Annotated in this window: 16 protein-coding genes and 3 pseudogenes; 7 read left to right on the forward strand and 12 right to left on the reverse strand. The window is 74.0% G+C overall.

Going from position 1 to position 26895, the window contains the following annotated elements:
- Positions 1-52 precede the first annotated feature (52 nt).
- Positions 53-466, reverse strand: coding sequence for a MerR family transcriptional regulator (locus tag AB0I16_RS11425; protein ID WP_363249088.1), 414 nt, complete (start codon positions 464-466; stop codon positions 53-55).
- Positions 467-864: 398 nt separating this feature from the next.
- On the opposite strand from AB0I16_RS11425, the gene AB0I16_RS11430 reads away from it, so the two are divergent.
- Positions 865-2370: a SulP family inorganic anion transporter gene (locus AB0I16_RS11430; RefSeq protein ID WP_363249089.1), complete on the forward strand. Its 1506-nt coding sequence runs from the start codon at positions 865-867 to the stop codon at positions 2368-2370.
- A 54-nt stretch (positions 2371-2424) separates the two neighbouring features.
- On the opposite strand, the pseudogene AB0I16_RS11435 reads toward AB0I16_RS11430, so the two are convergent.
- A pseudogene (locus AB0I16_RS11435) lies at positions 2425-2607 on the reverse strand (arsenical-resistance protein); the annotation flags it as partial.
- Positions 2608-2616: 9 nt separating this feature from the next.
- Here AB0I16_RS11435 and AB0I16_RS11440 point away from each other — a divergent pair.
- Positions 2617-2703, forward strand: a pseudogene (locus tag AB0I16_RS11440) (phosphotyrosine protein phosphatase); the annotation flags it as partial.
- Here AB0I16_RS11440 and AB0I16_RS11445 read toward each other — a convergent pair.
- Positions 2681-2979: pseudogene (locus AB0I16_RS11445) on the reverse strand (hypothetical protein); the annotation flags it as partial. The pseudogenes AB0I16_RS11440 and AB0I16_RS11445 sit on opposite strands and share 23 nt — an antisense overlap.
- A gap of 77 nt (positions 2980-3056) precedes the next feature.
- Positions 3057-3689, reverse strand: a complete 633-nt coding sequence (locus tag AB0I16_RS11450; protein WP_363249090.1) for a TetR/AcrR family transcriptional regulator — start codon at positions 3687-3689, stop codon at positions 3057-3059.
- Between the two features lie 85 nt (positions 3690-3774).
- Here AB0I16_RS11450 and AB0I16_RS11455 point away from each other — a divergent pair, with 85 nt between their 5' ends.
- Both AB0I16_RS11455 and AB0I16_RS11460 read left to right on the forward strand, forming a co-directional pair.
- Positions 3775-5172 carry an MFS transporter gene (locus AB0I16_RS11455; protein ID WP_363249091.1) on the forward strand — a complete coding sequence of 466 codons (1398 nt, stop codon included), beginning with the start codon at positions 3775-3777 and terminating at the stop codon, positions 5170-5172.
- On the forward strand, positions 5169-6503 hold the full coding sequence (locus AB0I16_RS11460; RefSeq protein WP_363249092.1) for an FAD-dependent monooxygenase: 1335 nt from the start codon (positions 5169-5171) through the stop codon (positions 6501-6503). The genes AB0I16_RS11455 and AB0I16_RS11460 overlap by 4 nt, the downstream gene beginning before the upstream one ends.
- On the opposite strand, the gene AB0I16_RS11465 is transcribed toward AB0I16_RS11460, so the two are convergent.
- The 4 genes from AB0I16_RS11465 to AB0I16_RS11480 all read right to left on the reverse strand — a co-directional run bounded on the left by AB0I16_RS11465 (position 6452) and on the right by AB0I16_RS11480 (position 11697).
- The gene (locus tag AB0I16_RS11465) at positions 6452-7807 is read right to left on the reverse strand and encodes a VWA-like domain-containing protein (RefSeq protein ID WP_363249093.1); all 1356 of its coding nucleotides are present in this window, start codon (positions 7805-7807) and stop codon (positions 6452-6454) included. The genes AB0I16_RS11460 and AB0I16_RS11465 overlap by 52 nt on opposite strands.
- On the reverse strand, positions 7804-9060 hold the full coding sequence (locus tag AB0I16_RS11470) for a MoxR family ATPase (protein WP_363249233.1): 1257 nt from the start codon (positions 9058-9060) through the stop codon (positions 7804-7806). The genes AB0I16_RS11465 and AB0I16_RS11470 overlap by 4 nt, the downstream gene beginning before the upstream one ends.
- A 375-nt stretch (positions 9061-9435) precedes the next feature.
- Positions 9436-10935: a hypothetical protein gene (locus AB0I16_RS11475; protein WP_363249094.1), complete on the reverse strand. Its 1500-nt coding sequence runs from the start codon at positions 10933-10935 to the stop codon at positions 9436-9438.
- A 177-nt stretch (positions 10936-11112) separates the two neighbouring features.
- The gene (locus AB0I16_RS11480) at positions 11113-11697 is read right to left on the reverse strand and encodes a TetR/AcrR family transcriptional regulator (RefSeq protein WP_363249095.1); all 585 of its coding nucleotides are present in this window, start codon (positions 11695-11697) and stop codon (positions 11113-11115) included.
- 191 nt (positions 11698-11888) lie between these two features.
- Between AB0I16_RS11480 and AB0I16_RS11485 the strand changes: the two genes are divergently transcribed.
- Positions 11889-12743, forward strand: coding sequence for a class I SAM-dependent methyltransferase (locus tag AB0I16_RS11485; RefSeq protein WP_363249096.1), 855 nt, complete (start codon positions 11889-11891; stop codon positions 12741-12743).
- 26 nt (positions 12744-12769) lie between these two features.
- Here the strand turns inward: AB0I16_RS11485 and AB0I16_RS11490 are convergent, their stop codons facing one another.
- Positions 12770-13837 carry a MerR family transcriptional regulator gene (locus AB0I16_RS11490; RefSeq protein WP_363249097.1) on the reverse strand — a complete coding sequence of 356 codons (1068 nt, stop codon included), beginning with the start codon at positions 13835-13837 and terminating at the stop codon, positions 12770-12772.
- Positions 13838-13925: 88 nt separating this feature from the next.
- Positions 13926-22118: a type I polyketide synthase gene (locus AB0I16_RS11495; RefSeq protein WP_363249098.1), complete on the reverse strand. Its 8193-nt coding sequence runs from the start codon at positions 22116-22118 to the stop codon at positions 13926-13928.
- A 184-nt stretch (positions 22119-22302) separates the two neighbouring features.
- On the opposite strand from AB0I16_RS11495, the gene AB0I16_RS11500 reads away from it, so the two are divergent.
- On the forward strand, positions 22303-23880 hold the full coding sequence (locus AB0I16_RS11500) for an amidase family protein (protein WP_363249099.1): 1578 nt from the start codon (positions 22303-22305) through the stop codon (positions 23878-23880).
- Positions 23881-23931: 51 nt separating this feature from the next.
- On the opposite strand, the gene AB0I16_RS11505 is transcribed toward AB0I16_RS11500, so the two are convergent.
- Both AB0I16_RS11505 and AB0I16_RS11510 read right to left on the reverse strand, forming a co-directional pair.
- Positions 23932-24483, reverse strand: coding sequence for a GNAT family N-acetyltransferase (locus AB0I16_RS11505; protein ID WP_363249100.1), 552 nt, complete (start codon positions 24481-24483; stop codon positions 23932-23934).
- A gap of 159 nt (positions 24484-24642) precedes the next feature.
- Positions 24643-24864, reverse strand: coding sequence for a hypothetical protein (locus tag AB0I16_RS11510; RefSeq protein WP_363249101.1), 222 nt, complete (start codon positions 24862-24864; stop codon positions 24643-24645).
- A 36-nt stretch (positions 24865-24900) separates the two neighbouring features.
- On the opposite strand from AB0I16_RS11510, the gene AB0I16_RS11515 reads away from it, so the two are divergent.
- Complete coding sequence (locus tag AB0I16_RS11515; RefSeq protein WP_363249102.1) at positions 24901-26889, forward strand: acyl-CoA dehydrogenase; 1989 nt, start codon at positions 24901-24903, stop codon at positions 26887-26889.
- The last annotated feature ends 6 nt before the right edge of the window (positions 26890-26895 follow it).

The raw sequence follows: 26895 nt of genomic DNA on the forward strand, positions 1-26895 counted from the left end.
GCCCGGAACCAGGGCCCCGGCAGTCGGTCAGGGACTCGGCCGGAAGATGCTGTCAGGTCCGCGGCCCGGGCTCCGCGGGCTTGAGGCGGGCGCGCAGCGTGGCGGCGAATTCCTCGGCGCGCCCCAGTTGGACCCGGAGTTCGTCGATCTTGCGGACGGCGGCCCGCTCGTACTCGCGCACCCGCCGCAGGAGTTGCTCCCGCTCCTCGGCGGGAAGTCCGTCGCCGGAGTCGAGGCGGCCGGTGGCCTCCAGCAGGTCGCGCATCTGGTCCAGGGTGAAGCCGAGCGGTTTCATCCGGCGGACGACCATCAGGCGGGCCACGTCGGCCTCGGTGTAGAGGCGGAAGCCGCCCTGCGAGCGCGCGGAGGGGATCACGAGGCCCGTCTCCTCGTAGTGCCGGATGGTGCGCAGCGACAGCTCGGTCCGTGCGGCGACCTCGCCGATCTGCATGTGCTCGCTGCTCACGTGGGGCCCTTTCTCGTGATCGTCAGGGCCTGCGGGCGGCCATGCCGATCTCTACTCTAACGTTAGGGTAGAGTACGGGTTCGTCGGGGTTGTTCCGTGCCGCCCCGCTCCCCTGGTGCGGGCCCGCTTCCGCGCCTGTCAGCCGTGCCGGGGCCGACGGAGCCCCCGCAGTGGAGACCGACGTCCGCAGGAGAGAGCGTGCGCATGCCCCCCGTGCCCGGCGCCGCCGCCTGCCCGCCGTGATCCCGCACCGCTGACGCAGCGCCCGCCGCCTGCTGCGCCCCCGAACTTCGACCCGCCGCATCCGGGCCCCACGGACGGCCGCCCCGGCCCTTCCGTGCCCTTACGCACGCCCCCGCCCATGGTGGGGCGTGCCCGAGCACGACAGGTAACTGCCCTTGTCCCCCTCCGCACTGTCCCCGGCGGCGCGCCTGCGCGGCCTGCGCCCCGACTGGCTGCACGACCCGAAGGTCTGGCGCACCGAGGTCCTGGGCGGCCTCGTGGTCGCTCTCGCGCTGATCCCCGAGGCGATCTCGTTCTCGGTCATCGCGGGCGTCGACCCGGCGATCGGCCTGTTCGCGTCGTTCACGATGGCCGTGACCATCTCGATCGTCGGCGGTCGCCGCGCGATGATCTCCGCGGCGACCGGCGCGGTCGCCCTGGTCATCGCCCCGCTCAACCGGGAGCACGGGCTGGGGTACCTGGTGGCCGCCGTGATCCTGGCCGGTGTCTTCCAGATCGTCCTCGGGGCGCTCGGGGTCGCCAGGCTGATGCGCTTCGTGCCGCGCAGCGTGATGGTCGGTTTCGTCAACGCCCTCGCCATCCTGGTCTTCATGGCGCAGGTCCCCGAGATGCACGACGTGCCCTGGGCCGTCTATCCGCTGATCGTCGGCGGTCTCGCGCTCATGGTGTCCTTCCCGAGGGTCACCAAGGTGGTCCCCGCGCCGCTCGTCTCCATCGCCGTCCTCACCGCGATCACCCTCGCCGCCGGCATCGCCGTACCGACCGTGGGCGACAAGGGCGAGCTGCCCTCCTCCCTGCCCGTGCCCGGCCTCCCCGACGTGCCCTTCACCGTGGACACCCTGACCACCGTCGCCCCCTACGCGCTCGCGATGGCGCTGGTCGGTCTGATGGAGTCGCTGATGACCGCCAAGCTGGTCGACGAGATCACCGACACCCGCTCCTCCAAGACCCGCGAGTCGATCGGGCAGGGCGTCGCCAACATCGTCACCGGGTTCTTCGGCGGCATGGGCGGCTGCGCGATGATCGGCCAGACGATGATCAACGTGAAGGTGTCCGGCGCCCGCACCCGCCTGTCGACCTTCCTCGCGGGTTCGTTCCTGATGGTGCTCTGCGTCGTCTTCGGCCCCGTCGTCTCCGACATCCCGATGGCCGCCCTCGTCGCCGTCATGGTGATGGTGTCCTTCGCGACGTTCGACTGGCACTCCATCGCGCCGAAGACCCTGAAGCGGATGCCCGCCGGCGAGATCGCCGTCATGGTCATCACGGTGGCCTGCGTGGTCGTCAGCCACAACCTCGCCGTCGGCGTGGTCGTCGGGTCCGTCACCGCCATGGTCATCTTCGCCCGGCGCGTCGCGCACCTGGCCGACGTCACCTCCCTCGCGGAGCCCGACGGCGAGACGGTGGTGTACTCCGTGACCGGTGAGCTGTTCTTCGCCTCCTCCAACGACATCGTGGGCCAGTTCGACTACGCCGTCGACGCCGAGAAGGTCATCATCGACCTCACCCACGCCCACATCTGGGACGCCTCGTCCGTCGCGGCCCTCGACGCGATCGAGACCAAGTACGCCGACCGCGGCAAGACCGTCGAGATCATCGGCCTGAACGAGGCCAGCGCGCGCATCCACGGAAGGCTCAGCGGCGAGCTGACCGGCAGCCACTGACGAGCCTTCAGGCGTGGTCCGGGGAGGGTGCCGGTGCCGGGTCGCTGAACTCCCGCGCCACGCCAGGGCCACGTACACGAGGCCGATCAGGACCGGCACCTCGATGAGCGGGCCGACGACGCCGGACAGGGCCTGACCGCTGGTGACGCCGAAGGTGGCGATGGCGATGGCGAGCTCGAAGTTGTTGCCCGCCGCGGTGAGGGCGAGGGTCGCCGTGCGGTCGTAGGCGAGGCCGATTCCCGCTGGCTGACCCACCTGGCCGGCGACCGTGTCGAGGTCCGCTCCGCCGGGTCCGCCCCGGGCGCCGCCGTCAACCCGGCCGCCGTCCTTGCAGCGCCATGCCGTCCTTGTCGGCGGTCTCACCTCGCCGTCCGCGTGCCGTGGCCGGGGCGATCTCCTCCCGGATCGGGCGCACGGCCTCCACCCCCTGCCCCGCGGGGTCCGCCAGGTCCCAGTCGAGGTAGCGCTTGCCGGGGAGCCGGGGCACGTGTCGCCGCAGCCCATGGTGATGCAGACATCGGATTTCCTGACCGCGTCGACGGTGAGCGCCTTCGGGATCTCCGCGGAGATGTCGATGCCGGCCTCGGCCATGGCATCCGCCGCGATCGGCCGATCGCCGAGGAGTCCGCGCGGATCGCGCGGCAGGCGGATGCCCGCGGGAGCGCCGTAGCAGTGAGAACCGGCGGCTACTTCACCCCGTAGGCGCGGAGGAAGGTCCGCACTCCCTCGACGATGAGCGGTTCGACGCGGGCGTCCTCCGCGGCGTTCGCGGAGCCGTACCGGTTGAGGGCGACGCCGAAGGTCAGCGCGATGAACTGGTCGGCCGCGAGGCGGGGGTCGGGGACGTCGAGCCGCCCGGCCGCCGCGAAGGCGGCGAACCGCTCGGCGAGCGCCTCGTCGGGGGTGTCGGCCATGGGGTTCTCGCCCTGGTCCGGCAGGTGCCCGGACTGCGCGCGGACCAGGCGTCGCAGTGTCGCGTGCTCCGCCGAACCGAGCATGTCGGTCGCGATGCGCATCGAGAACGCGACCAGGACGTCCTCCAGGTCCGCGGTCCCGGCCGGGTCGGTCAGCGTGTCGTCGAGGATGCGCCGGATCGTGGCGATCAGCGACTGGCCGACGGAGTCGACGACCGCCTGCAGCAGCGTCTGCTTGTCACCGAAGTAGTCGTAGACCGTCCGCTTGGACACCTCGGCGCGGGCGGCGATCGCGTCGACGCTCGTCCGGTCGAACCCGTCGGCGAGGAACAGTTCGCGGGCCGCGGAGAGGATGGCGGCCCGCTTCCGCGCGGACCCCTCGCGCAGTGTCTTCGTGGTCGGCATGGCCGTATCCTAACCTGACTTTACTACACCGTGTAGTGTAGTTCTGGTCCAGACGGACAACGGACAGACAGACGGAAGGACGTCCATGACCGCAACCCTGGCTCCCCCGGTCCGCGTCGGAAAGGCCGCTGTCGCGGCCCTCGGCATGCTGGCGGTGGCCACCGGCGCCCTGGAGTCGGTGGTGACACCGACGCTTCCCCTCCTGCAACGCGAACTCGACATGAGCCCCGCCGAAGGGGCGTTGCTCAGCGTCATGCTGCTCATCACCGGCGCACTCATCACGCCGATCGCGGGCAAGTTAGGCGACCGCTACGGCGGAAAACGGGTCCTGATACGGCTGATGGCGGTGGTCAGCGCCGGTGGCCTGGTGTCCGCGCTGGCGCCGAACCTGCCGGTCCTGCTGCTCGGCCAGGTGCTGCAGGGGGCGATGGTGGGCGCGCTGCCCCTGTCGTTCATCCTCGTACGCGCCCACCTCCCCGAGGGCGAGGCGAAAGTGGCCATCGGGGTGGTCAGCGGGTTGTTCGTGGGCGGCGGGATGGCGGGAACGCTGTCCGCAGGGCCCGTCGCCGAAGGCCTGTCCCGGCACTGGATGTTCGCGCTGCCGACGATCGCCGTCATCGCGGCCACCCTGCTGGTGAACAGGCTGCTGCCGCACGATCCGCCGGGCAGGTCGGACGAGGCGGGGATCGACTGGCCCGGCCTTCTCCTCCTGAGCGGGACGCTGGTCACCCTCATGCTCGCGCTCGCGCTGGCACCCGAGATCGGCTCGCGACCGCTCGTGCTCGGCGCCGTCGTCGTGGTGCTCGCCGCCTTCGCGGCCGGGTGGGTGGCCGTCGAGCGCCGCGCGGCCTCGCCCATGGTCGATCTGCGGATGCTGGCACGGCCCGCGGTGTGGAAGTCGTGTGTGCTGACGTTCGTGATCTGTGTCGGCACCTCGGTGGCGGTCTATCTCGTCCCGCAGTTGTTCGCGGTGTCCGACGACGCGTACGGCTTCGGGGCCAGTGCGACCGCGATCGGCTTCTTCCTGCTGCCCGGCGCGGTGGCCGCGTCGCTGGCCGGGCCGGTCAGCGGGCTCGGTGTGCGCCGCTTCGGCTCGCGCGCCGTGGTCACCACCGGGGTCGTCATGATGGTCACCGCCCTGCTGCTCCTGGCGGCGGTGCACACCGAGGTCTGGCACCTCGTCGTCGGCAAGACGGTGATCGCGCTGGCCAACGGCCTGTGCGTCACGGCGATGGTGACCAGCACCGCCACCTCCGTCGAGCGGGGTGACACCGGCATCGCCACCAGCCTGGTCCTGGTGACCCGCGTACTGGGTTACGCGGTGGGAGTGCAGGCCAGTGGTGCGATCCTCACCGCCGGTACGCCTGCCGGGTCGGATGTCCCCGCCGAATCGGCCTTCGTCACCGGCTTCGTCGTCGCCGGGGTCGTCACGGCACTGTCCCTGTCCGTCGTCCGCACCATGAACAAAGGAGCCAAGGCATGAACCGCACCCACCCACTGACGGGCGGACAGCATCTGAGGGACGGGCGGCCTCTGACGGGCAGCCACCCGCTGCGGACCGCCCGTGCCCCGCGCCGGCGCGAGGTCCTGATATCGGGGGCCGGCATCGCGGGGTCGGCCCTCGCGTTCTGGCTGCACCGCGCCGGATACGCGGTCACGGTGGTCGAGAAGGCGGCGACCGTCCGCAGCGGTGGTTACCCCGTCGACGTGCGCGGCACCGCTGTCGACGTCGTCCGCAGGATGGGGGTGCTGCCGCGACTGCGCGACGCGCACGTCGACTCGCGCCGCATCACCTTCCTCGACGGGGACGGCGGCGAGGTGGCCTCGGTCGACCCGCACGCCGTCGCCGGCAGTGCCGCGGGACGGGACATCGAGGTGCGGCGCGGGGATCTCACCGACGCCCTCCACTCGGTGGTCCGCGACGACGTGGAGTTCTTGTTCGACGACTCCGTCGCCGCCCTCGACCAGTCGGGACAGGGGGTCGACGTCACCTTCCGCGGGGGCGGCAGTCGTACGTTCGCCATGGTGTTCGGTGCGGACGGCATGCACTCACGTACCCGGGAGTTCCTTTTCGGACCCGAGGAGCGGTTCCACCGGTACCTCGGCCACTGCTTCGCCGGTTTCACCATGCGCAACACCCTGGGGCTCTCCCGCGAGATCATGATGTGGAACACCCCGGGCAGGGCCGCGGCTCTCTACGCCGTGGGGAACAACGACGACGAGGTCCACGCCTTCCTCGACTTCGCCCGCCCGGAGCCGCCGTTCGACGCGTTCAGAGATCCCGGGGCCCAGCGCTCCCTGGTCGCCTCGGTCTTCGCCGACGCGGGGTGGGAGGTGCCCGGCATGCTCGCCGCCCTGCGCGACGCGGACGACCTGTTCTTCGACGGGGTCAGTCAGATCCGCATGCCCCGCTGGTCGAGCGGCAGGGTCGCGCTGGTGGGCGACGCCGCGTACGCGCCCTCGTTCCTCACCGGGCAGGGGTCGAGCCTCGCACTCGTCGGTGCGTACATGCTCGCCGCCTCCCTCGCGGACCGCGACCACGCCGAGGGCTTCGCCGCGTACGAACGCGGTACGCGGGGGTTCGTGACCGCGAACCAGGACCTGGTCGGCGAGGGCGGCGCCTCCCTCTTCCCCACCACCGCCCGGGCCCTGGAGCGGCGCAACGCGATGCTGCGCGGACTCCGCACCCTGCCCGCCGCGGAGGGGCGACCGGCCTACTCGGCGCTCGCTCTGCCCGACTTCACGCCTGTGGACAGAGGCTCTCAGCCGATGGTGACGACACGGGCCCAGGGCGGCGGGATGTCCGGGACGTAGTCCGGGTTTTCCTCGTCGGCGTCTCGGGTCACGCGGGGGAAGAGACCCACGACGGTGCGGCAGGGCGGCTGGGCCGAGGGCCAGGGGGTCTGGCCGTCCGTGAGGGCGACGATCACGTCCGGCCGCGGCCGGCTCCGGAGCGCGCGGGCGAACCCGGAGCGCAGGTCCGTTCCGCCGCCGCCGACCAGTTCCACGCGCTCGGCCCGGCAGAGCGGCACGGCGACCCCGGCCGCCGCGTCACAGGAGATCACCGAGACCAGGTCGCGCCGCCCGCCCACCGCCCGCGCGATCGCCGCGACCTCCAGCAGCGCGGCGCCCAGCTCGGCGTCGCTCACCGAACCGGAGGTGTCGATCACCACGCAGACCCTGGGCGGCGTACGGCGCAGGCTGGGCAGCACCACGCCGGGGACACCGGCCGAACGCCGGGAGGGGCGGCGGTAGCTGTGGTTCTCGCCCACCCCCGGCGCGCCCGCCGCCGAGCGGATCGCCGAGCCGAGCAACCGCCGCCAGGGCTGCGGGGGCTGGAACGCCTCGTCCGCCCAGCGGCGCCACCCTTCCGGCGCGCTGCCCGGCCGGCCCTTGATGCCCTCCGCGACCCGGAAGCGCACCGCGTCACGCTGCTGCCGGGTCAGCCCGTGCGCCCCGTCGGGGCCGAGTTCCCAGGGCCGCTCCTGGCCGTCGGCTCCGCTGCCGCAGTCGAGCCAGGCCAGCTCCGCGGCGAGTCCGGACATCGAGGCCGTGCGCAGGTACTCCTCCATCAGGAGCCCATCGCCCAACCGGAGCAGCGACGGCAGTACGACCCCGGTGGGGCGGGGCAGGCCGTCGCCGTAGATGTCGTCGTTGATCTCGAAGTCAGCGGCGATGTTGCGCCGCAACCGCTCGCCGGGTCCGTACCGCTCGTGTTCGCGGGCGTACCGCTCGCCCCGCCCGTGGTGGTCCCTGAGCAGGTGCGAGACCTCGTGCACCCAGACCCCCGCCAGTTCCTCCACGGGGGTGCGCGCCACGAAACCCGCGGAGACGTAGCAGCGCCAGTGGGCGTCCACCGCCATCGTCGGCACCGTCCGGTCCTCCACCACGTGCAGGGCGAAGAGCGCGTCGGCGAGGTAGGGCCGGACCTTCACCGCGTGCAGCCGGGCGGAGAGCAGTTTCTCCCTGTCCAGGGGGAGCCCGTGCCCGCCCCCGGAACGGGACGGCGGCCCCGCCGCCCCGGCCCGCACCGGCCGCGGCGGCGCGGGCCGAGGAAGCGGGCGGGGCAGCGGACGCTGTTCCCCGCGGGGCAGCGGGCGCCGTGCGGGGCCCATCATCGGCGTCGCCCCGCGGCCGGTCCGTTCACCGCCGTGGCCCGCTCCACGGAGCGGTCGGCGCGCCGGGCGAGGCCGACCACCCGGGTCAGCCGCTCCACCGTGTCCGGCACCTCCCAGTCGTCGCGCCGCAGCGCGGCCAGCGTCGTCGCAGGGGCGACGAGGAGGTCGGGGGCGCCGGTCTCCAGCGCGCGGGCCAGCACCGCCCAGCCCGCCTCCCACCGCTGCCGCTCGGGCCGCGCCCCGACGGCCGCCACCACCGCGTCCAGTGCCGCCTGGCGCAGGTCGCCGCGTTCGGGCAGTTCGGCGGCGGCCGGATCGGCGAGCAGCGTCTCCGGGTCCGGCAGGTCCAACCGGTCCAGATACGCGAGGAGTTCGAGGCCGGGGCCGTCCCCCACCGCGCCCCGCACCAGCAGCGCAAGGACGTCCCGGGAGACGGACGCGGCCGTGGCGAAGGCGAGCAGGGTCAACGCGGCCTCCCAACTCCGTGGCGACGGCCAGGCCCCGCCACGCCGCGTCTCGGTGCTCGGCAGCCGGTGGATCAGCGTCGGCCGGACCTCCAGGAAGCCGCACACCACGCGCCGGGCGAAGGACACCGCCTCCGGCAGCCGCTCGGGCAGCAGCCGGGGCAGTTCGGCCCGCGGCCACACCCCGCCGAGGCCGCGCACCACCACCTCACGGTCGTGCGTCCAGTACAGGTGCACGAAGCGGTTGGCCAGCGGCGGGCTCAGCTCCCACCCGTCCGCCGCCGAGGCGCGCGGGTTGGCCGCGGCCACGACGCGTACGCCCGAGGGCAGTCGCAGCGTTCCGACCCGCCGCTCCAGGACCACCCGGAGCAGGGCGGCCTGCACGGCGGGGGTGGCGGTGGACAACTCGTCGAGGAACAGCAGTCCCCGCCCGGCGCGTACGAGCTCGACGGCCCACTGCGGCGGTGCCATGGGCACGCCCTGCGTCGCCGGGTCGTCACCGACGACGGGCAGCCCGGAGAAGTCGGACGGCTCGTGGACACTGGCGATCACGGTCGTCAGCGGCAGGTCGAGTGAGGCCGCCAGCTGGGTCAGCGCCGCGGTCTTGCCGATGCCGGGTTCTCCCCAGAGCAGCACGGGCAGGTCGGCCGAGACCGCCAGGGTGAGCGCTTCGAGCTGCTCGTCGGGGCGCGGCTCGGTGGTGGTCGTTCGCAGGAGGGACAGCAGGTCGTCGGCGAGGGCGAGCCGGGCGCCGGCGCCGGGTGGCTCCGGACACGCCGGTACGGGCATGCCGGCGCCGGCGGCCGGGTGCGGAGTGGGCAGGAGGGTACTGGCGGTCATGGGCATCACCTGAGTGGGTCAGGAGGACGGGGCGGTCCCGTCCCGGAGCGCGAAGTCGTGAAGCGCCACGCGTGGGCGGCGAAGGGCGTACGGGGCCGTGCTGCTGCGGGGCGGCGCCCACGCCCGGCGGTCACGGAGCCGTGCGGGCGGGGGGCTTCGGTGGGTGCAAGCAGCCGGGTCAGCAGGCCAGCCCGGCGTGAGGGCTTCGGTGAGTGCAAGTAGCTGGGTCAGCAAGCCAGCCCGGCGCAAGGGTTTTGGTAAGTGAGAGCGGCCGGGTCAGCAAGCCAGCCCGGCGCGAAGGCTTCGGTGAATAGGAGCAGCCGGTCAGCAAGCCAGCCCGGTGCGGGGGTGGGACCGCGTACCGCGCTTGCGGCGCGTCATGACCGGTGTACGGCGGTCGACGCGGGGACGGCGAGCCGCTTCGGCGTGGGCGGGGTCGGGGCGCGCGGCGCCCCCGGCGTACCCGTCGCTCCCGTCGTCCTCGTCACCGTCCGAGCCGCCGCGGGTGCGGGACCGGGTCCACGCCCCGGCGTCCCCGGTGACCAGCCCGGCCCGGAAGAGACCGTGGTCGACGCGGCGGGCCGCGGCGGACTCCAGTGCCTCCCGCAGCGGCCCGTCACGCAGGACCGCTCCGGTACCGAGCAGCCCTTCGACCACGGCCAGTGCCCCGGTGACATCCCCGTGGCCGAGCCGCTCGCGCACCGCGGGCAGTGCTTCGGGGTCGCGGTGCACCGCGTCGATGGCCCGCAGGCAGGGCAGCGGCGGCCCGCCCAGGGCCACCAGCAGCGCTTCGCGGCGCAGTTGGTCCGGGTCGTGGTCGACGGCGGTCAGCACGCCGTCCCGCAGCGCGATGCGGTGGATCTCGCCCCGGCACTGGACGCGGTGCGGATCGCCGGACCCCGCGGTCCGGCCGGTGGCCGACGGCGCCCCGGCGAACGCCGGGAGTGCCGCGGCGACGAGCGGATGCAGGCACCCGGAGGTGACCAGGCCGGCCCGCACCAGCTCCAGGTCGGGCAGGGTCCTGGCCGCGGCCTCGGGAAGCACCGGCAGCGCGGCGACCTCCTGCGGCGGAAGCACCTCGGCCGGCGGCCGCGCCGTAGGGGCGTGGCCGGCGTCGGGGGCGACGAGTTCGAGCGTCACCCGGCGACCGCGCGCGCCGAGCCGCACGGTGAAGGCCCCCCGAGGCCGCCCCTCGGCGCGCAGCAGCAGCTCCGCCTCGGGCGCCCAACGGCTCAGCGCCCAGCCGCCCTCGGGCGGGTTCGTCCCGCTCGCCCCGCTGCGGACTCCCAGCTCCCCGCTGCGCCCCGCGTCCCAGAGGTGCCTGTGCAGGTCGAGCCGGAAGCGCCGGTCGGGGTGGGGGTGTGGATGCGGGGATGCGTAACGGCGCCCGGCGGTGGCGGCCACGGCCCCGTCCCACAGGGCGAGGGACATCCGCTGCCCGGCGTCCGCCCAGGCCGGCGGTGTCCGTATGACCAGGTGCAAGGGTGTGTCGGCGTAACTTCCGTAGCGGATGAGGGAGAGGGTGAGGCCGGGCCTGAGCCGGCCGTCGGGGGCGATCCGGGGCATGTGCCAGCGCAGCAGATCGGGCGTCAGCCGACGCAGATCCGCGCGGAGGCGGGTGAGGAACGCGGTGCCGTGGCGGTTGCGGACGGCGCGCAGATCGAGGTCGACGTCGACGTGTGCGGCGGCACAGGCTCCCGCCCAGTCACCGGCGGCACGCCGTGCGGTCGCGGTCTCGATCATGGACTGTGGCACGGCGTATCCGCGTACGCGCTGCCACATCAACAGGTGGGGCGGAATCTCGTTCGCGAGGTGAGGTGCCATCAGCACTCACCTTGCGCGAAAGATTCCCCCGTTCCGTGCGAGGAGAAGTTCTTCATCGCCGGAATCCTAACCACAGACGCGGCGATCTGTCAGTGCCTTAATTCGCCCCCCTCGGCCCCACCGGCCCACTCGATGCCTCCCGACGGCCCTCAGTCCGCAACCCTCAGCCCTCAGCCCTCAGCCCTCCACCAGCGTGGCCACCAGGCGCCGGACGCGGGGGCGCGGGTCAGGTGTGCCCGGTCCGCCGGTCATCAGGAGGTGGTGGGCGGTGGCGACGATCGCGAGGGCCGCGCTGCCCGGGTCGGTGGTCTCCGCGACCCGGCCGAGCCTCTGCTCGGCCACCAGATAGGCGGTGACGGCCTCCTCGATGGCGGTGAAGCCGGGCGCTCCGCCCGCCAGGGCCTCGCGGATCAGCCGCGTGGAGGTGGCCCGGCTCATGGCCAGGCCCGAGAGGGCCGGGCCCGCGGAGTCGAGCAGCGTGAGGGCGACGGCGTCGAGGTTCCGTACCACCGTGTCCTGCCCGACGAGCCGCGAGAGCGCCCGTGCCCGCTCCGCCGTCCGCGCGAACCGGTCGAGGCAGAGCTCGGCCACGAACGCGTCGAGCCCCGCGAAGTGCGCGTGCAGCAGGCCCTTGGCGCAGCCCGCTTCGGTGGTGACGGCCCGGCTGGTGAGCGCGCCGGGTCCGTCCCGCTCCACGACGCGCTCGGCCGCCGCGAACAGCCGCTCGCGTACGTCCGGCGTCGACACTCCGCGCGGTGACATGGGGCTCTCTCTTCCGCTCTGGATGGCTGCGACTCCGTGCACGATAACGGGGATTGCCAGTTTGGGCATCCGCCCATACTGTTTGGGCAAGCGCCCATACCCATGGTGAGCGCCTGCCCTTCGGGTGAGTTCCGCGCCCGTGGGGCGGGCTGCCATGGGGGCCGTCATCATCAGTCGCCGCAGGAGGACTCGTGCCGGACGTCGTCAACACCCAGCAGGCCCAGGCATGGAACGGCCCCGAAGGCTCGCACTGGGCCCGCAACCAGGACCGGTGGAACGCCGTGAACGAGGGCTTCGACGAGCCGCTGCTCGATGCCGCGGGGATCGCGGGCGATTACCGGGTCCTCGACCTCGGCTGCGGCTCCGGACAGACCACGCGCCTCGCCGCGCGCAGAGCGTCCGCAGGGCACGCGCTCGGTGTCGACCTGTCCGGGCCGATGCTGGCCGAGGCGCGGGCCCGCGCGGAGGCCGAGGGTGTCACGAATGCCGCGTTCGCCCAGGGTGACACCCAGGTGCACCCCTTCGAGGAAGCTTCGTTCGACGCGGCCGTCAGCCGTTACGGGGTGATGTTCTTCGCCGACCCGGTGGCGGCCTTCGGCAACGTCCTGCGGGCGCTGCGGCCCGGTGGGCGCCTGGCGTTCGTCACCCCGGCCGATGCCGCGCTCAACGGCTGGGTGACCGCCATGGCGTCACTGCGCGACGTCCTGCCCGTCGGCGACTTCGGACGGCCGGGCCTGCCGGGGATGTTCTCCCTGGCAGCCCCGGACCGCATCCGCGCGGTGCTCACCGCAGCCGGGTACACCGGTATCGGCGTCGACCGGGTCCAGGCGTACGGGACATGGGGGCACGGAGCCGCTGACGCGGCGGCGTTCCTCCTGGGCACGGGGCCCGGCCGCCATTTGATGGAGCAGGCGGACGCGCCCACGCGGTCCCGCGCCCGCCGCACCCTGACGGACCATCTGCGCGCCCGGGAGACGGCGGACGGCACGGTCCGGCTGATCAGCACCTCGTGGCTGGTCTCGGCGGACCGCCCGGCCCACGCGTAGGCGAGGGCCCCGGCCTCCTGCCGGAGTCAGACGACGTCGGCGACGACGCAGCTGACGTTGTCGGGGCCGCCGAGGCCGTTGGCGAGGGCGACGAGTTCGCGGACGGCCTGCTCGGGTCCGCTCACCTCGGAGAGCACCCGGTGGATGTCCTGCTGCGGCACGACGGTCGAGAGGCCGTCGGAGCAGAGCAGGTAGCGGTCTTCCGCCCGCGCGTCGTGGAGGCGCATGTCGGGGGTGCCGTCGGCCCCTTGGCCAAGGGCCCGGACGAGCAGTGAGCGCTCCGGGTGGGACGCGGCTTCCTCGGGGCTGAGGCGTCCTTCGTCGACCATCGACTGGACCATGGTGTGGTCGTGGGTGATCTGGAACATCTCTCCGTCGCGCAGGAGGTAGACGCGCGAGTCGCCGATGTGGACGAGGGCCAGTTGTGATCCGGTCCAGAGCATCGCGGTGAGGGTCGTGCCGGTGTACTCGGGCGAGGTGCCGCCCCCGGTGACGTCGTGCACGGCCTGCTTGGCCCGGTCGACGACGTCTTCGAGGACGTTCAGGAGGTTGCCCGCAGGGATGCCGTCGGTTTCGAGGTGCTTGAGCGCGTCGACGGCGGCCGCGCCCGCGGGGGCCCCGCGGCTCCCGCAGCCGTCGGCGACGGCGAGCAGCCGGGAGCCGGCGTAGGCGGTGTCCTGGTTGCTCTCGCGCACGAGGCCCGTGTCGGACAGCGCGGCGTAGCGGATCGACAGCGGCTCGGTGGTCGGGGACATGGTGGGGTCCTTCCCTGCGAGATGGTCGATGAGGAAGCCGGCCAGGTCCCGCCGGGCGGTGACGTCGGCCTCGACCCGCGCCCAGAAGGCCCGGACCTCCTGGCTCGCCGCGTCCGGGTCCAGCGCGCACACGTGCCGGATGCGGGCCAGCGGCATGTCCAGGCGCCGCAGCCACGCCACCAGTCGGGCCTGCTCCAGTTGGTCCGGGGCGTAGAGGCGGTAGCCCGTCACCGGGTCGACGCGCGCCGGGGTCAGCAGACCGAGGTCGTCGTAGAGACGCAGTGCCTTCGGCGACAGCCGGGACGCCTTCGCGAACGCCCCTATGGTCAGCAGTCCCATGTTCTTCCTCCTCGTGCCGGGCGCTTCGCCCGGCCCCACCGATGGTGTGGCCTCCCCCAAGGTGAAGGTCAACCGGGGTTGGTCCCGCTCAGCCGGGGATGGTGTCGGTCAGCCAGTGGTGGGTGGCCAGTGCCGTCGTCCGGGCGTGTTCCTCCAGTACGGTGAAGTGGTCCCCGGGCACGGTGACTTCGGTGTGCGGCAGGCTCCAGGGCGGGGCGGGTTCCGTGCCGGGGAGCGGGTCGCGGGCCCGCAGGTACAGGGTCGGGGCGGTGAGCCGGGTGGGTTTCCGGTCGGCGAAGAGGTCGAAGTATCCGGCCATGGCGGTGAGCCGGCCGGTGTCGGCCGACGGGGCCGCCGCGGCGCGGCGCAGCATGTCCGACGTCAGCGCGGAGAGCGACTGCCCATGGCTGTCCGCGTCGTGCGGGTAGGTGTCCACCAGGACGAGGGCGGCCGGCGCGGAGCCATCGGCTGCCAGGCGCTCGGCCACGGCCTGGGCGACCCAGCCGCCGGCCGAGCGGCCCAACAGCACCGGTGGCTCCTCCCCCGCGACGGCCAGGACCGCCGCGGTCTGCGCGGCGATCAGGGCGTCCAGGGTGGCGGGCAGGGCCTCACCGGGTTCGAAGCCCGGGTGCCGCAGCGCCGTGGCGGGCCGCAGCCCTTCGAGCCCGGCGCCGAACTGCGCGTACTCGTAGGGGCCCGAGTGCATGCTGAAGGAGGGGAAGCAGATCAGCCGGGCGCCCGTGCCGCTCGATGTCAGGGGGACGGGTTCCAGCACCGCCCCGGTGGCCCCGGCTTCGTCGAAGGCCGGCCGCAGGCGCGCCGCGATGGTGAGCAGCACCATGCCGTCCCAGGTACGGCCCCGCAGGCAGGCGCCGCGGAAGAGGGCGCCGAGGGAGTCCGGGGCGTCACCGGCGTCCGCTGCGACCGGTGCCGGGAGGCCGGTGATGTGCCGCTGTTCCGGGGTGGCGGCGTCCCTGGCATACCGGTCCGCCAGTTCGGCGGCGACCGAGCGCGGCGTGGGGAAGTCGAAGAGCAGCGTGGACGGCAGTGCGAGACCCGTCGACGCCGAGAGCGTGTTGCGCAGGTCGACCGCGGCCAGGGAGTCGAGTCCCAGGTCCGTCAACCGGTCGCTCTCGTCGATCGCGTCCGCGCCCTCGGGGTGGCCGAGGACGGCGGCTGCCCGCGCCCGGACCTCCGTGAGGAGCATGGCCGCCCACTGGTCGGGGGAGGCGGTGGCCAGTCGACGGGTGAGCGGGGTCCGGCCGTCGCCGCCCGGTGCCGGCGCGGCGGGAGCCGGTGTCCGGTGGCCGGCCGTCTCCGGCGGAGCCGCCGCGGCGATGTGGGCAGCGACCACCTCGGGGTCGTCACCGGCCACGGCGGCGTCGAAGAGGGCGAGGCCCTCCTCCTGGCCGAGCGGGACGAAGCCGGAGCGGGCCATCCTGCGCAGGTCCACCTCGGTGAGGTGCGCCATCATGCCGTCGCTCTGCCGCCACGGGCCCCAGGCGATGGACGTGCCGGGCAGACCGAGCCGTGCGCGGTGTCGTGCGAGCGCGTCCAGGACGTGGTTGGCCGCCGCGTAGTTGGCCTGCCCCGCGGAGCCGAGGACACCGGCGATGGAGGAGAACAGCGCGAACATCGCCAGGTCGTGCCCCTGGGTCAGTTCGTGCAGGGCGAGGGCGGTGTCGGCCTTGGGCCGCAGCACGCGTTCCAGCCGGGCGGGGGTGAGGGCGGGGACGATGCCGTCGTCCAGGACCGCCGCCGCGTGGACCACGCCGGTCAGCGGGTGGGCCGCGGGTACGGAGGCGAGCAGCGCGGCGAGTTGGGCCCGGTCCGTGAGGTCGCAGGCCCGCACGCTCGCCTCCGCGCCGTGTCCGGCGAGTTCGGCGACGAGCGCGTCCGCTCCCGGTGCCCGGGGGCCTCGTCGGCCGGCGAGGACCAGATGCCGTACTCCGTGCGCGGTGACCAGGTGCCGTGCGACCAGCATGCCGAGCGAACCGGTGCCGCCGGTCACCAGGACGGTTCCGTCGGGATCGAGCCGCCGCCCGCGCTGCCCGCGGCCGTCGGCCGGGACGAGGCGGGGGACGAACGCCGTCCCGTTCCGTACGGCCGTTTCCGGGGCCGCGCCGTGTGCCTGCTCCGCCGCGGCGAGGAGGGCGGGGAGCAGTCGCCAGGAGTCGGGGTGGTCGTCCATGTCGACCAGGGCCAGGCGGCCCGGGTTCTCACGCTGGGCCGAGCGGACGAGGCCCCACACCGCCGCATGGGCCAGTGCGCGGTTCCCCGCGTCGGCGTCGCCGCCCTCGACCGGGGAGACGGCGCCGGATGTGACGAGGACGAGGCGGGAAGCGGCCAGACGCGGCTCGGCCAGCCACTCCTGGATCAGCTCCAGGGCCTGGCTCGTCGCGGCAAGTACCTGTGCCGCCTGGTCCCGCGCACCGTGCGCCGCGGTCGTGGCCGACGGTGCCGGACACGGGACGACGACCACACCGGGTGCTTTTTCACCCGCCGATGCCGGGTCGGGGTGGACCGGAACGCCGGAGCCTCGGGGCGCGAGGGCGGCGGCCAGCCGGGTGCCGACCGGTCCCATGACGCCCCAGGTGGGCGCCGTCGGGGCCGCGGGCGGCTGAGGCAGGGGCGTCCAGTTTACGCGGTGGAGGAGCCCGGCGGCCGGGTCCTTCGATGCCGGCGCCGCGTGCGGGGGCGGCACCCGGAGCGGTCGCAGCGTCAGCGAACGCACCGTCGCCACCGGCGCCCCTCCCCCGTCGGCCAGTCGCACCTCGGCCCGCCCGTTCGCCGCCGATGTGACGTGCACCCGCAGCCGCTGCCGGCCGGTGGTGTGCAGGCCCACTCCCTCGAAGGCGAACGGCAGGGCCACCCCGGCGCCGCCCTCCTCGGTCGCCTCGGCACGGCCCGCCGTGCGGCTGCCGACGGCCAGGACGTGCAGAGCCGCGTCCAGCAGTGCGGGGTGCAGCAGGAACTGCGGGGCGCCCTCTTCCGCGAGCGGGGCCCGAGCGGTCTCGGGCAGGGCGACCTCGGCGTACAGCTCCTGCCCGTGGCGCCAGGCGGCACGCAGGCCGCGGAAGGAGGGGCCGTAGCCCAGACCGGCCTCGGCCAAGGGCCCGTACGGGTCGCCTTCGGAGCCGTCGTCGTACAGCGGGGCGGCGCCCGGTGGCGGCCACGAACCGGCGGCGGTGGCGGTGGCCCGGTCCTCCGGCTGTTCCACCGGTCCGAGTGTGCCGGCGGCGTGCGGGTGCCAGGGCCGGTCGTCGTCCGAGGCTTGCGGACGGGCGTGGAAGTGGACGGTGCGCCGCCCCGCGCCGTCCGGCCCGGACACCGTCACCCGGAGTTCGACGGTGCCGTCCGGAGGCAGCGCCAGCGGCGCGGTCAGCACGAGTTCGTGCAGGCCGGGTGTGCCGAGCGACGCACCGGCGTGCAGGGCCATCTCGACGAGGGCGGTGCCGGGGAGCAGCACCGTGCCCGCCACGGTGTGGTCGGCCAGCCAGGGGTGGTCGCGTACGGAGAGCGGTCCGCCCAGCACCAGGCCGCCGTCGGCCGTCGCGGCGCGGTGGGTCAGGAAGGGGTGGAGCGGCTTCTCGTACGGGGGTGCCGGCCGGTGCCGTACCGAGGCTTCGAGCCAGTACCGGCGGCGCTCGAAGGCGTAGGTGGGCAGGGATACGCGCCGGGGGCCGCGTCCGGCGAAGACGGCTTCCCAGTCGACGGGCGTCCCGTGGCTGTGCAGGGCCGCCACGGTCCCCACCAGGGCGTCGGCTTCCGGCCGGGCCTGACGCAGGGTCGGCAGCACGAGCGGTGCCGGGGTCTGCTCCGCGACGCCGTCCCGCACCAGGCCGGTCAGTACGCCGCCCGGCCCCACCTCGACGTAGTGCGCCGCTCCACGGTCGCGCAACTGGGCCACCGTGTCGGCGAACCGCACGGGGCGGCGGACGTGGTCCACCCAGAAGTCCGGTGAGCGCAGCTCCTCATCGGTCGCCGCCCGTCCCGCCACGGCGGTGACCAGCGGCAGCCGGGGCGCGGCGAAGGACAGACCGCGCACCACCTCGGCGAAGTCGCCCAGCATGGGTTCCATCCGGGCCGAGTGGAAGGCGTGGGTGACCCGCAGAGGTGTCGCCGGGCGCCCCTGCTCGCGGAAGTCCGCGACGGTCCGTGCCACAGCGGTCTCGTCCCCGGAGACGACCACCGCGAGGGGCCCGTTGACGGCGGCGATCTCCACCGCGTGCCCCGTCCGCGCGAGGTGGTCCGCCACCTCGTCCGCACCGGCGGCCAGCGAAGCCATCGCGCCACCGGGCGGCAGCGCGTCCGTCAGCCGGCCCCTGGCCGCGACCAGGGCGCACGCGTCACCGAGCGACAGCACTCCGGCGACCCGCGCGGCGGTCACCTCGCCCAGCGAGTGCCCGGCCAGCAGATCCGGCCGCACTCCCCAGTCCGCGAGGAGCCGGACCAGGGCCGTTTCCACGGCGAAGAGCGCGGGCTGCGCGAACCGGGCGGTGGCCAGGAGTGCGCCCTCCTCGGTGCCGGGGGCGGCGAACAGGACGTCGAGCAAGGGCAGCGGCAGCCAGGGGTCGAGCAGGGCGCAGGTCTCGTCGAGGGACCGCGCGAAGCCGGGGTGCCGGTCCGCCGACGCGTACAACTCCCTTCCCATTCCAAGGCGTTGGCTGCCCTGTCCGGTGAAGAGGAAGGCCAGCGGGCCCTGGCGGCGGGCGGTGCCGGTGTGTGTTCCGGCCGGGGCCGCGCCTTCCGCCACCGCCTGGAGCGCGGTGAGCAGTTCGGTACGGTTCCGGACCACCGGCACGGCCCGGTGCTCGAAGGCGGTACGGGCGGTGGCGAGCGTGAAGCCGACGTCCAGCGGGGTCACGTCCGCGTCCGCGGCCACCCGCGCGTACAGCCGTCGCGCCTGGGCCCGCAGTGCGGACGCGGTCCGCGCCGACACCGGGACCGCGACGGCCGCCGACGCCGCACCGCCGCCTTCGCCGCCGGGGTGGTCGCTCACGCGTGCGGCGCGATCGTCCGCCTCCGGGGTCCGCGGTGGTGTGCCCGCGTCCTGCGGCGCCTCCTCAAGCACCACGTGGGCGTTGGTGCCGCTGATGCCGAACGAGGACACCCCGGCCCGGCGCGGGCGGTCGGTCCTCGGCCAGGGTGCCGGTCGGGTGAGCAGCGCCACCTGCCCCGACGACCAGTCGACGCGGCCGGTGGGTTCGTCCGCGTGCAGCGTGCGGGGCAGCAGTCCGTGCGCCATCGCCTGCACTGTCTTGATCACGCCCGCCACCCCGGCGGCGGCCTGGGTGTGACCGATGTTCGACTTCACCGAGCCCAGCCACAGGGGGCGTTCGCGCGGCCCGTGACCGTAGGTCGCCAGGAACGCCTCCGCCTCGATGACGTCGCCCAGCCGGGTGCCGGTGCCGTGTGCCTCCACCGCGTCGACGTCGGCGGGCGTCAGCCTGGCCCGCGCGAGTGCCTGCCGGATCACCCGCTGCTGCGCCGGGCCGTGCGGTGCCGTCAGTCCGTTGCTCGCCCCGTCCTGGTTGACCGCCGTTCCGCGTACGACGGCCAGTACGGGGAGTCCGGCGCCGCGGGCCTCGGACAGCCGGGTCAGCAGCAGCATCCCGGCGCCCTCGGCCCACCCCGTACCGTCGGCCGCGGCCCCGAATGCCTTGCAGCGACCGTCGGGAGCCAGCGCCCGCTGGCGGCTGAACTCCACGAACGACCCCGGCCCCGACATCACCGTGACCCCGCCGGCCAGCGCGTACGAGCACTCTCCGCGGTCGAGTGCCTGGGCCGCCAGGTGCAGGGCCACCAGCGAGGACGAGCACGCCGTGTCCACCGTGACGGCCGGCCCTTCGAGACCGAAGGTGTAGGCGATGCGGCCCGAGGCGACGCTTCCGGCGTTGCCCAGGCCGAGGTAGCCCTCGACGTGCTCGGGCGTCTCGGCGAGGCGCCCGGCGTAGTCGCTGTACATCATGCCGACGTACACCCCGGCCGGTGTGCCGCGCAGGGAGCGGGGCACCACACCGGCGTGCTCGAAGGCCTCCCAGGCGACTTCGAGGAGCAGCCGGTGCTGTGGGTCCATGGCCACGGCCTCACGGGGTGAGATGCCGAAGAAGCCGGGGTCGAAGCGGTCGACGCCGGAGACGAAGCCGCCCTCGCGGACGTAGGTGTGGCCGGGCCGGGCGGGGTCCGGGTCGTACAGGGCCCGCGTGTCCCAGCCCCGGTCGGTGGGGAACGGGCCGATGGCGTCCCTTCCCTCCGCCACCAGTGCCCACAGTTCCTCGGGGGAGGTGACGCCGCCGGGGTAGCGGCAGGCCATTCCGACGATCACCACGGGGTCGTCGTCCGCCCGGCCGGGGCCCGGACGCGCGGCGCCGGTGGCGGGGCGAGCGGTGGCGCCGCGGGCGCGGAGGTGGGCGGCCAGCGCCGCGGCCGTGGGGAAGTCGAAGGCGACGGCCTCGGAGAGGGGCAGACCGGTGGCCGCCGCAAGGCGTTCCCGGAGCGTCGTCGCGGTCAGTGAGTCCATGCCCAGGTCCCTGAGGGCCGTTTCGGGTTCCACGTCCTCGACCGGGCGGCCGACGAGCGCCGCCGTCTCACCGCGCACCAGGGCCAGGAGGTCATCGGTGGTGCCGGTCGCCGTGCCTTCCCCGATCTCACGCGCGTTCAGGCCGGCGAGGGCGAACCGCTGGACCTTCCCGGACGCGGTACGGGGGATGCGGTCCACCTCGTACAGGTCGGCGGGCACCTTGGCGGCGGACAGCCGCGCGCGGCAGGCGGCGAGCAGGGCGCTCCGGTCCAGAGCGGCGCCGTCCGGCCCGGCGACCACGTATCCGACGGGCACCTCGCCGAGGACGGGGTGCTCGCGCCCGGCCACGGCGGCGTCCGTCACGCCGGGCAGCCGGCGCAGCACCGCCTCCACCTCCGCGGGGTGGACGTTCACGCCGCCGCGGATGATCAGGTCACTCGCCCGGCCGGTGATCACGAGGTCGCCGGACGGCTCGATCCTCGCCACGTCCCCGGTGCGGAACCAGCCCTCGCGCAGCACCTCGGCGGTGGCCTCCGGCGCGCGGTGGTAGCCGGCCATGACACCCGGCCCCCGCACCCACAGCTCCCCTTCGCCCGTGCCCTGTCCGTCCACGCCGCCACCGACCCGGACCAGGGTGCCCGGCAGCGCCTGGCCGCAGGAGCCGGCCGCCAGGTCCTGGCCGGGTGCCGCCATGGTGACGGGACCGGCCTCGGTGCTGCCGTAGTGCTCCAGGTAGGGCACACCGCAGATCGTCTCGAAGGACCCGCGGAACTCGGCCCCTGCGGAGGCTCCCCCGCTGATGCAGCCCCGCAGCGCGGGCCCGCCGAGACCTTCGCCGCCCATGTCGGCGCCGCCGGTGCGGCGGACTTCGTCGAGCAGGGCCGAGTACGTCGTCGGCACCCCGCCGAGCAGGGTGTACGGGTTGTCCTCGCGGCGCAGTTCGCCGAGCACCTCCCGCACCGAGAACCGGGGCGGAATCGTGGCGCTCGCGCCGGTGACGGTCACTCCGAGGACGCAGACCACCTGGCTCATGGCGTGGTGCAGCGGCAGCGGCCACAGCAGCCGGTCCCGCTCCGACAGGCCGAGGACGCCCACGAGGCCCGTCACGACCGGGGCCAGGCGGTTGCGCTGTGTGGACAGCACTCCCTTGGGCGTACCGGAGGAGCCGGAGGTGTAGAGCGTCCACGCCACCTCGTCGAGCCCCAGGTCGTCCCGGGCCGGCGCCACCGCCTCCGTACCGGCCAGGTCCTCGTACCGCAGCACGGCGCCGCCGGGTGCGTCGGGCGCGTCCGGCGCGGCGCCCGCGTTTCCGGCGGCGCGGTCCTCGTCGCGCTCCTCGCCCCCGCCCTCGGCCACCACCAGGGTCAGCCCGTGGCGGGAGCGCAGCCCCGGCTGACGGGTGAGCCGTGCCTCGTCGGTGACCAGGACGCGCGCACCGCAGTCGTCGAGCAGATGCTCCAGCTCCGTGTCCGGAACGCCGGCGTCCAGCGGTACGCCCACTCCGCTCGCCCTGACCACCGCGAGCAGGCTCTCGACCGCCTCGACGCGGTTGCCGAGGAGGACGGCCACCCGTTCGCCCCGCGCGAGCCCCAGCCCGGCCAGGTGGCCCGCGAGCCGTCCGGTCCGCCGCTCCAGGTCCCGGTACGTCCTCCGTACCTGGCGGTCCTGGAAGGCGACCTTCTCCCCGCGGCGCGAGGCGTGGTCCCGGAGGGTCTCCGCGAGGGGCCTGATCGCGTCATCGCCTGCACTGGCTCGCATCGAACTCATCTCTGTGTACGCGTGGTTGGGAGCGGTGGCGCCGGACGCCCACCCCAGTATCCGTCGTCTCCCCGGGCGTCCGGTGCGGGGTGGCACCCGGGTAGAGGCGTGAACGTGGTGTCCGCGTTCCACGGTGGCCCCACGCCCTTGCGCCGGACGTGCTCCATGTAGTCCGCTGACGCGCATGGGGAAAAGAAGCATGGCCGCAATGACCGCCGCCCTTGTCGCGGGGTCCCTTCTGATGGCCGGGCCGCCCGCGGGTGCGCGAGCCGCCGAGTCCGGCACCGACAGTTCACCGCAACCGTCCAGGGCCACCGTCGCCGGGGTGGACCTCGACACGGTGACCATCCCTGAGCTGCAGGCGCGCAGGGCGCGCGGCTCGCTGACGTCTTCGGCGCTGACCCGTGCCTACCTGCGGCGCATCGAGAAAGTCGACCCCCGGATCCACTCGGTGCTGCGCACCAGCCCGACGGCCCTGCGCCAGGCGGCCGCCAGCGACGCCAGGCACCGGCGCGGCAGGACCCTCGGGCCCCTCGACGGCATTCCCGTCCTGATCAAGGACAACGTGAACACCCGGGACATGCCGACGACGGCCGGTTCGCTGGCACTCGCCGGGAAACCGCCCGGCACCGACGCCACGCTGGTGACCCGGCTGCGCGAGGCGGGGGCGGTCGTCCTCGGCAAGACCAACCTGTCGGAATGGGCCAACTTCCGTGCCGCGAAGCCGACATCGGGGTGGTCCGCGGTGGGCGGGCAGACCAAGAACCCCTACGTCCTCGACCGGAACCCGTGCGGATCGTCGTCCGGTTCGGCCGCCGCGCTCGCCGCGTCGCTGGCACAGGTGGCGATCGGCACCGAGACGGACGGCTCCATCGTGTGCCCGGCGGGGATGAACGGCGTCGTCGGCCACAAGCCCAGCCTCGGCCCGGTCAGTCAGTCGGGCGTGGTGCCGATCTCCGCCGAGCAGGACACGGCGGGACCCATGGCGCGCAACGTGGTCGACACCGCGCTGACGTTCTCGGTGCTGAGCGGGGGCAAGGACGCCCAGGGCCTCCCGAACCTCCCGAGCCTTCGCGGCAAGCGGATCGGCCTGTGGCGCCTGCCCTCGCTCGGGTCGGACGTGGACGCGGTGATGACCCGTGCGGCGAAGCGGTTGCGCACGGCCGGGGCCGTGGTCGTGGAGGTGACGCCGCCCTACCAGGACCGGCTCGCCGAGCTGGAATTCCCGGCGCTGCTCAGTGAGTTCCACCGGGACATCGACGCCTACCTCGCCACGCGCGAAGGGCCGCAGGACCTCGCCGAGCTGATCGAGTTCAACCGCACCCATCCCGGGGAGCAGACCTGCTTCGCGGGGCAGGAGCTGTTCGAGCAGGCGCTGGCCGCGCCGCCGACCAGCGACCCCCGGTACCGGAAGATGCGCGCGGAGCTGAAGGACCTGTCCCGGCGCTCCATCGACGAGACCATGGCCTCCCACCGCCTGGACGCCATCGCCGCGCCCACGAACCCGCCCGCGTGGACGACCGACTGCGCGCGCGGCGACAACGACGTGATCCCGTCCTCCACCCCGGCGGCCGTCGCCGGCTACCCGTCCCTCTCGGTGCCCGCCGGGTCCGTGGGCGAACTGCCGGTCGGCCTGCTCCTGATGGCAGGCGACCGGCGGGACGCCGAGCTGCTGTCACTGGGGGCGGCGGTGGAGCACCGCCTGAAGGCATGGCGAGCACCACGCTTCCTGCCGACGGCCGGCGGCGACGCGGCACGGTGACCGGTGCCGGTGGACGGCCCGTGCCGCACGGGCCGTCCACCGGCGGCACGGTCAGGCGGTCGTCGCCGCGGAGGGCCACACGCCGAACCACTGCTCGGCGCCGAACTCCTCGAACCGTGCCACCTCGGTGAAGCCCAGCCCGGCCGCCAGGCGCATCGAGCGGGTGTTGGCGGTCTGGGTACAGAGCACCACCGGCTCGCCCGGCCGCGTCCCTGCGAACCAGTCGAGCACCGCCGCGCACGCCTCGGCGGCGTACCCGTGCCCCCAGGCCGCCGGCAGGAACAGGTAGCCGAGTTCGGTCTGCTCCGCGTCCTCGCGGACGTGCCCCGGCCGCTCCGGGTCGCGCCGTTCGAGCGTGACCGTGCCGATCATCGCTCCGTCCAGGTCGACGACGAAGAGGCCGGGCCGCCGGCCGGGCACCTCGGGCACCACGCGTTCGAGTTCGGCGCGCGAGCCGCGAGCGCCACCGAGGTAGGTGCCCACCTCCGGCGAGGCGAACAACTCGATGAACGCCGCGCGGTCCCGCGACTCGGACTCGCGGAGCACGAGCCGCCGCGTCCTGATCGGGGCCGGGGGCCGGGTCACGCGTCCGGGGCCGGTCATGGCGGGCAACCTATCGCACGCCTCGCGGGGCCGGGTCGGGTTCGGACCAGCCGGGCGCTGCCGTGGATCTGCGGCTCGCGGCCGGGCTGCCGCTTCGCCTCGGCCACCTGGCGGGGATGTCGCCGGACAGGATCGTGGCCGGGTCCCAGCGGGCCTCGGTCAGGCGGTGGGAGGCGACGTACTCGCGAAGTTCTCGTCCGCACGGCGGCCGAACGGGAACGCGTCCACCGCACCGGGCCCGGTGCCCGCCCCGCGCTCGACGTCCTCGTCCAGATGCGGCACGAACCAGCCGCCCCGCGTGAACCCGTCACTGGATCGCTCCGCGCGAGAACTCGTCGGCCGGGGGCCGGCCGCGCCCCACTGCTGATCGGGCCGCACCACCGATTCGATGATCCCCCGGTCGGGTAGCAGGGCGGCATGGTCACCGACAGCGCCGCCACCCCGCGCGGATACGCGCAGCCCGTCATCGACGTCCAGGCCATCGCCCGGCTGCTCGACGGCGAATACGCCGAGGTCCGCGATCTGGTCCGCGCCAACCTCACGAGGTACGCGGACGTGCTCGACGAAGCGGAGCAGCTCGGCTTCGACGAGTTCCGTGAGCGGGTGCGTGACCTCGTCGTCGAGCTGGCGGCGACGGGTCAGACCGGCCTCGGCTTCCCGGAGGAGTACGGCGGTGGCGGCGACATCGGCGCGTCGATCGCCGCGTTCGAGACGCTGGCCTTCGGCGATCTGTCGGTGCTGGTGAAGGTCGGCGTGCAGTTCGGCCTCTTCGGCGGCGCCATCCTGCACCTGGGCACCGAGCGCCACCACAGGGCCTACCTGCCCCGTCTTGTCACCGGGGAGCTGATGGGCTGCTTCGCGATGACCGAGACGGACCACGGCTCCAACGTCCAGGCGCTCGCCACCCTGGCCAGGTACGACGCGGACAGCCAGGAGTTCGTCATCACCACCGGCACGGACCGGGCGCGCAAGGACTACATCGGCAACGCGGCCCGGCACGCCGAGCTGGCCGTCGTCTTCGCCCAGCTGGAGGTGGGCGGGGAGCAGCGGGGCGTGCACGCGTTCGTCGTCCCGGTCCGGGTCGGCGGCGAGCCGGCCCCCGGTGTCCGGATCGAGGACGACGGCCGCAAGATGGGCCTCAACGGCGTGGACAACGGCCGGATCTGGTTCGACGGCGTACGCGTGCCGCGCGAGGCACTGCTCGACCGGTTCGCCGCCGTCACCCCGGAGGGCGAGTACCGGAGCCCGATCGACAGCCCCGACCGCCGCTTCTTCACCATGCTCGGCACCCTGGTGCAGGGACGGGTCAGCGTCGCGGGCGGCGCCATCAACGCCGGCAAGGTCGCCCTGGCCATCGCCGTCAAGTACGCCGAGCGCCGACGCCAGTTCCGGGCGTCCCCGAACACCGACGAGCAGGTACTCCTCGACTACGGCATGCACCAGCGCCGGCTGCTCCCCCTCATCGCCCGCACCTACGCGCTGCACTTCGCCCAGGACGTCGTCCGCACGCAGTTGCACGAGGTCTTCTCGGGGAACGGCGACGACGAACACGCTCGGCGTGAGCTGGAGGCACGGGCCGCGGGCACCAAGGCGCTCGGCACCTGGCACGCCACGCGCACGATCCAGGAGTGCCGCGAGGCGTGCGGGGGTGCCGGTTACCTCGCCGTCAACCGGTTCGCCGCGCTGAAGGCGGACAGCGACGTCTTCTCGACGTTCGAGGGCGACAACCACGTACTGCTGCAACTGGTGGCGAAGGGCCTGCTGACCCACCACGCGAGCGAGTTCGAGAACATGGACCAGCTCGGCATGGTCCGGTACGTCGCGGGCCTCGCCGTCGAGGCGGTCATCGAGAGGACGTCGGCGCACAAACTCCTGGAGCGGGTACGGGACCTGCTGCCCGGCGGCGACGAGTGGGACAGGGAGGCGGGCCTCCTCGATCCGGAGTACCAGCTCGCCATGCTCCGCTTCCGCGAGGAGCACATGCTCGCCGGTGTGGCGCGCCGGCTGAAGCGGGGCATGGACCAGGACTCCGACCCCGGCGTCGTCTTCTCCCGGGTCCAGGACCACGTCATCGCGGTGGCCCACGCCCACGTGGAGCGGCTGGTGCTCGAAGCGTTCGTCGACAAGGTGAAGCAGGTGCCCGAGGGTGACGACAGGGTCGCGCTGAAGCTGCTGTGCGACCTCTTCGCCCTCTCCACCATCGAGACGGACCGCGCCTGGTTCATGGAGCACGGCCGGCTCACGGCACAGCGCTCCAAGGCCATCCGCCGCGAGGTGACCGACCTCTGCCGCAAGATCCGGCCGCTGGCGTCCGACCTCGTCGACGCCTGGAACATCCCGCCCCGGATGCTGCGCTCGCCCGACCTGGTGGGGGCGCGCCTGCGGGCGGCGCCCCACTCTCCGTAGCAGGAT

Source organism: Streptomyces sp. NPDC050703, assembly GCF_040654435.1.
In the GTDB taxonomy this organism is placed as follows: Bacteria; Actinomycetota; Actinomycetes; order Streptomycetales; family Streptomycetaceae; genus Streptomyces.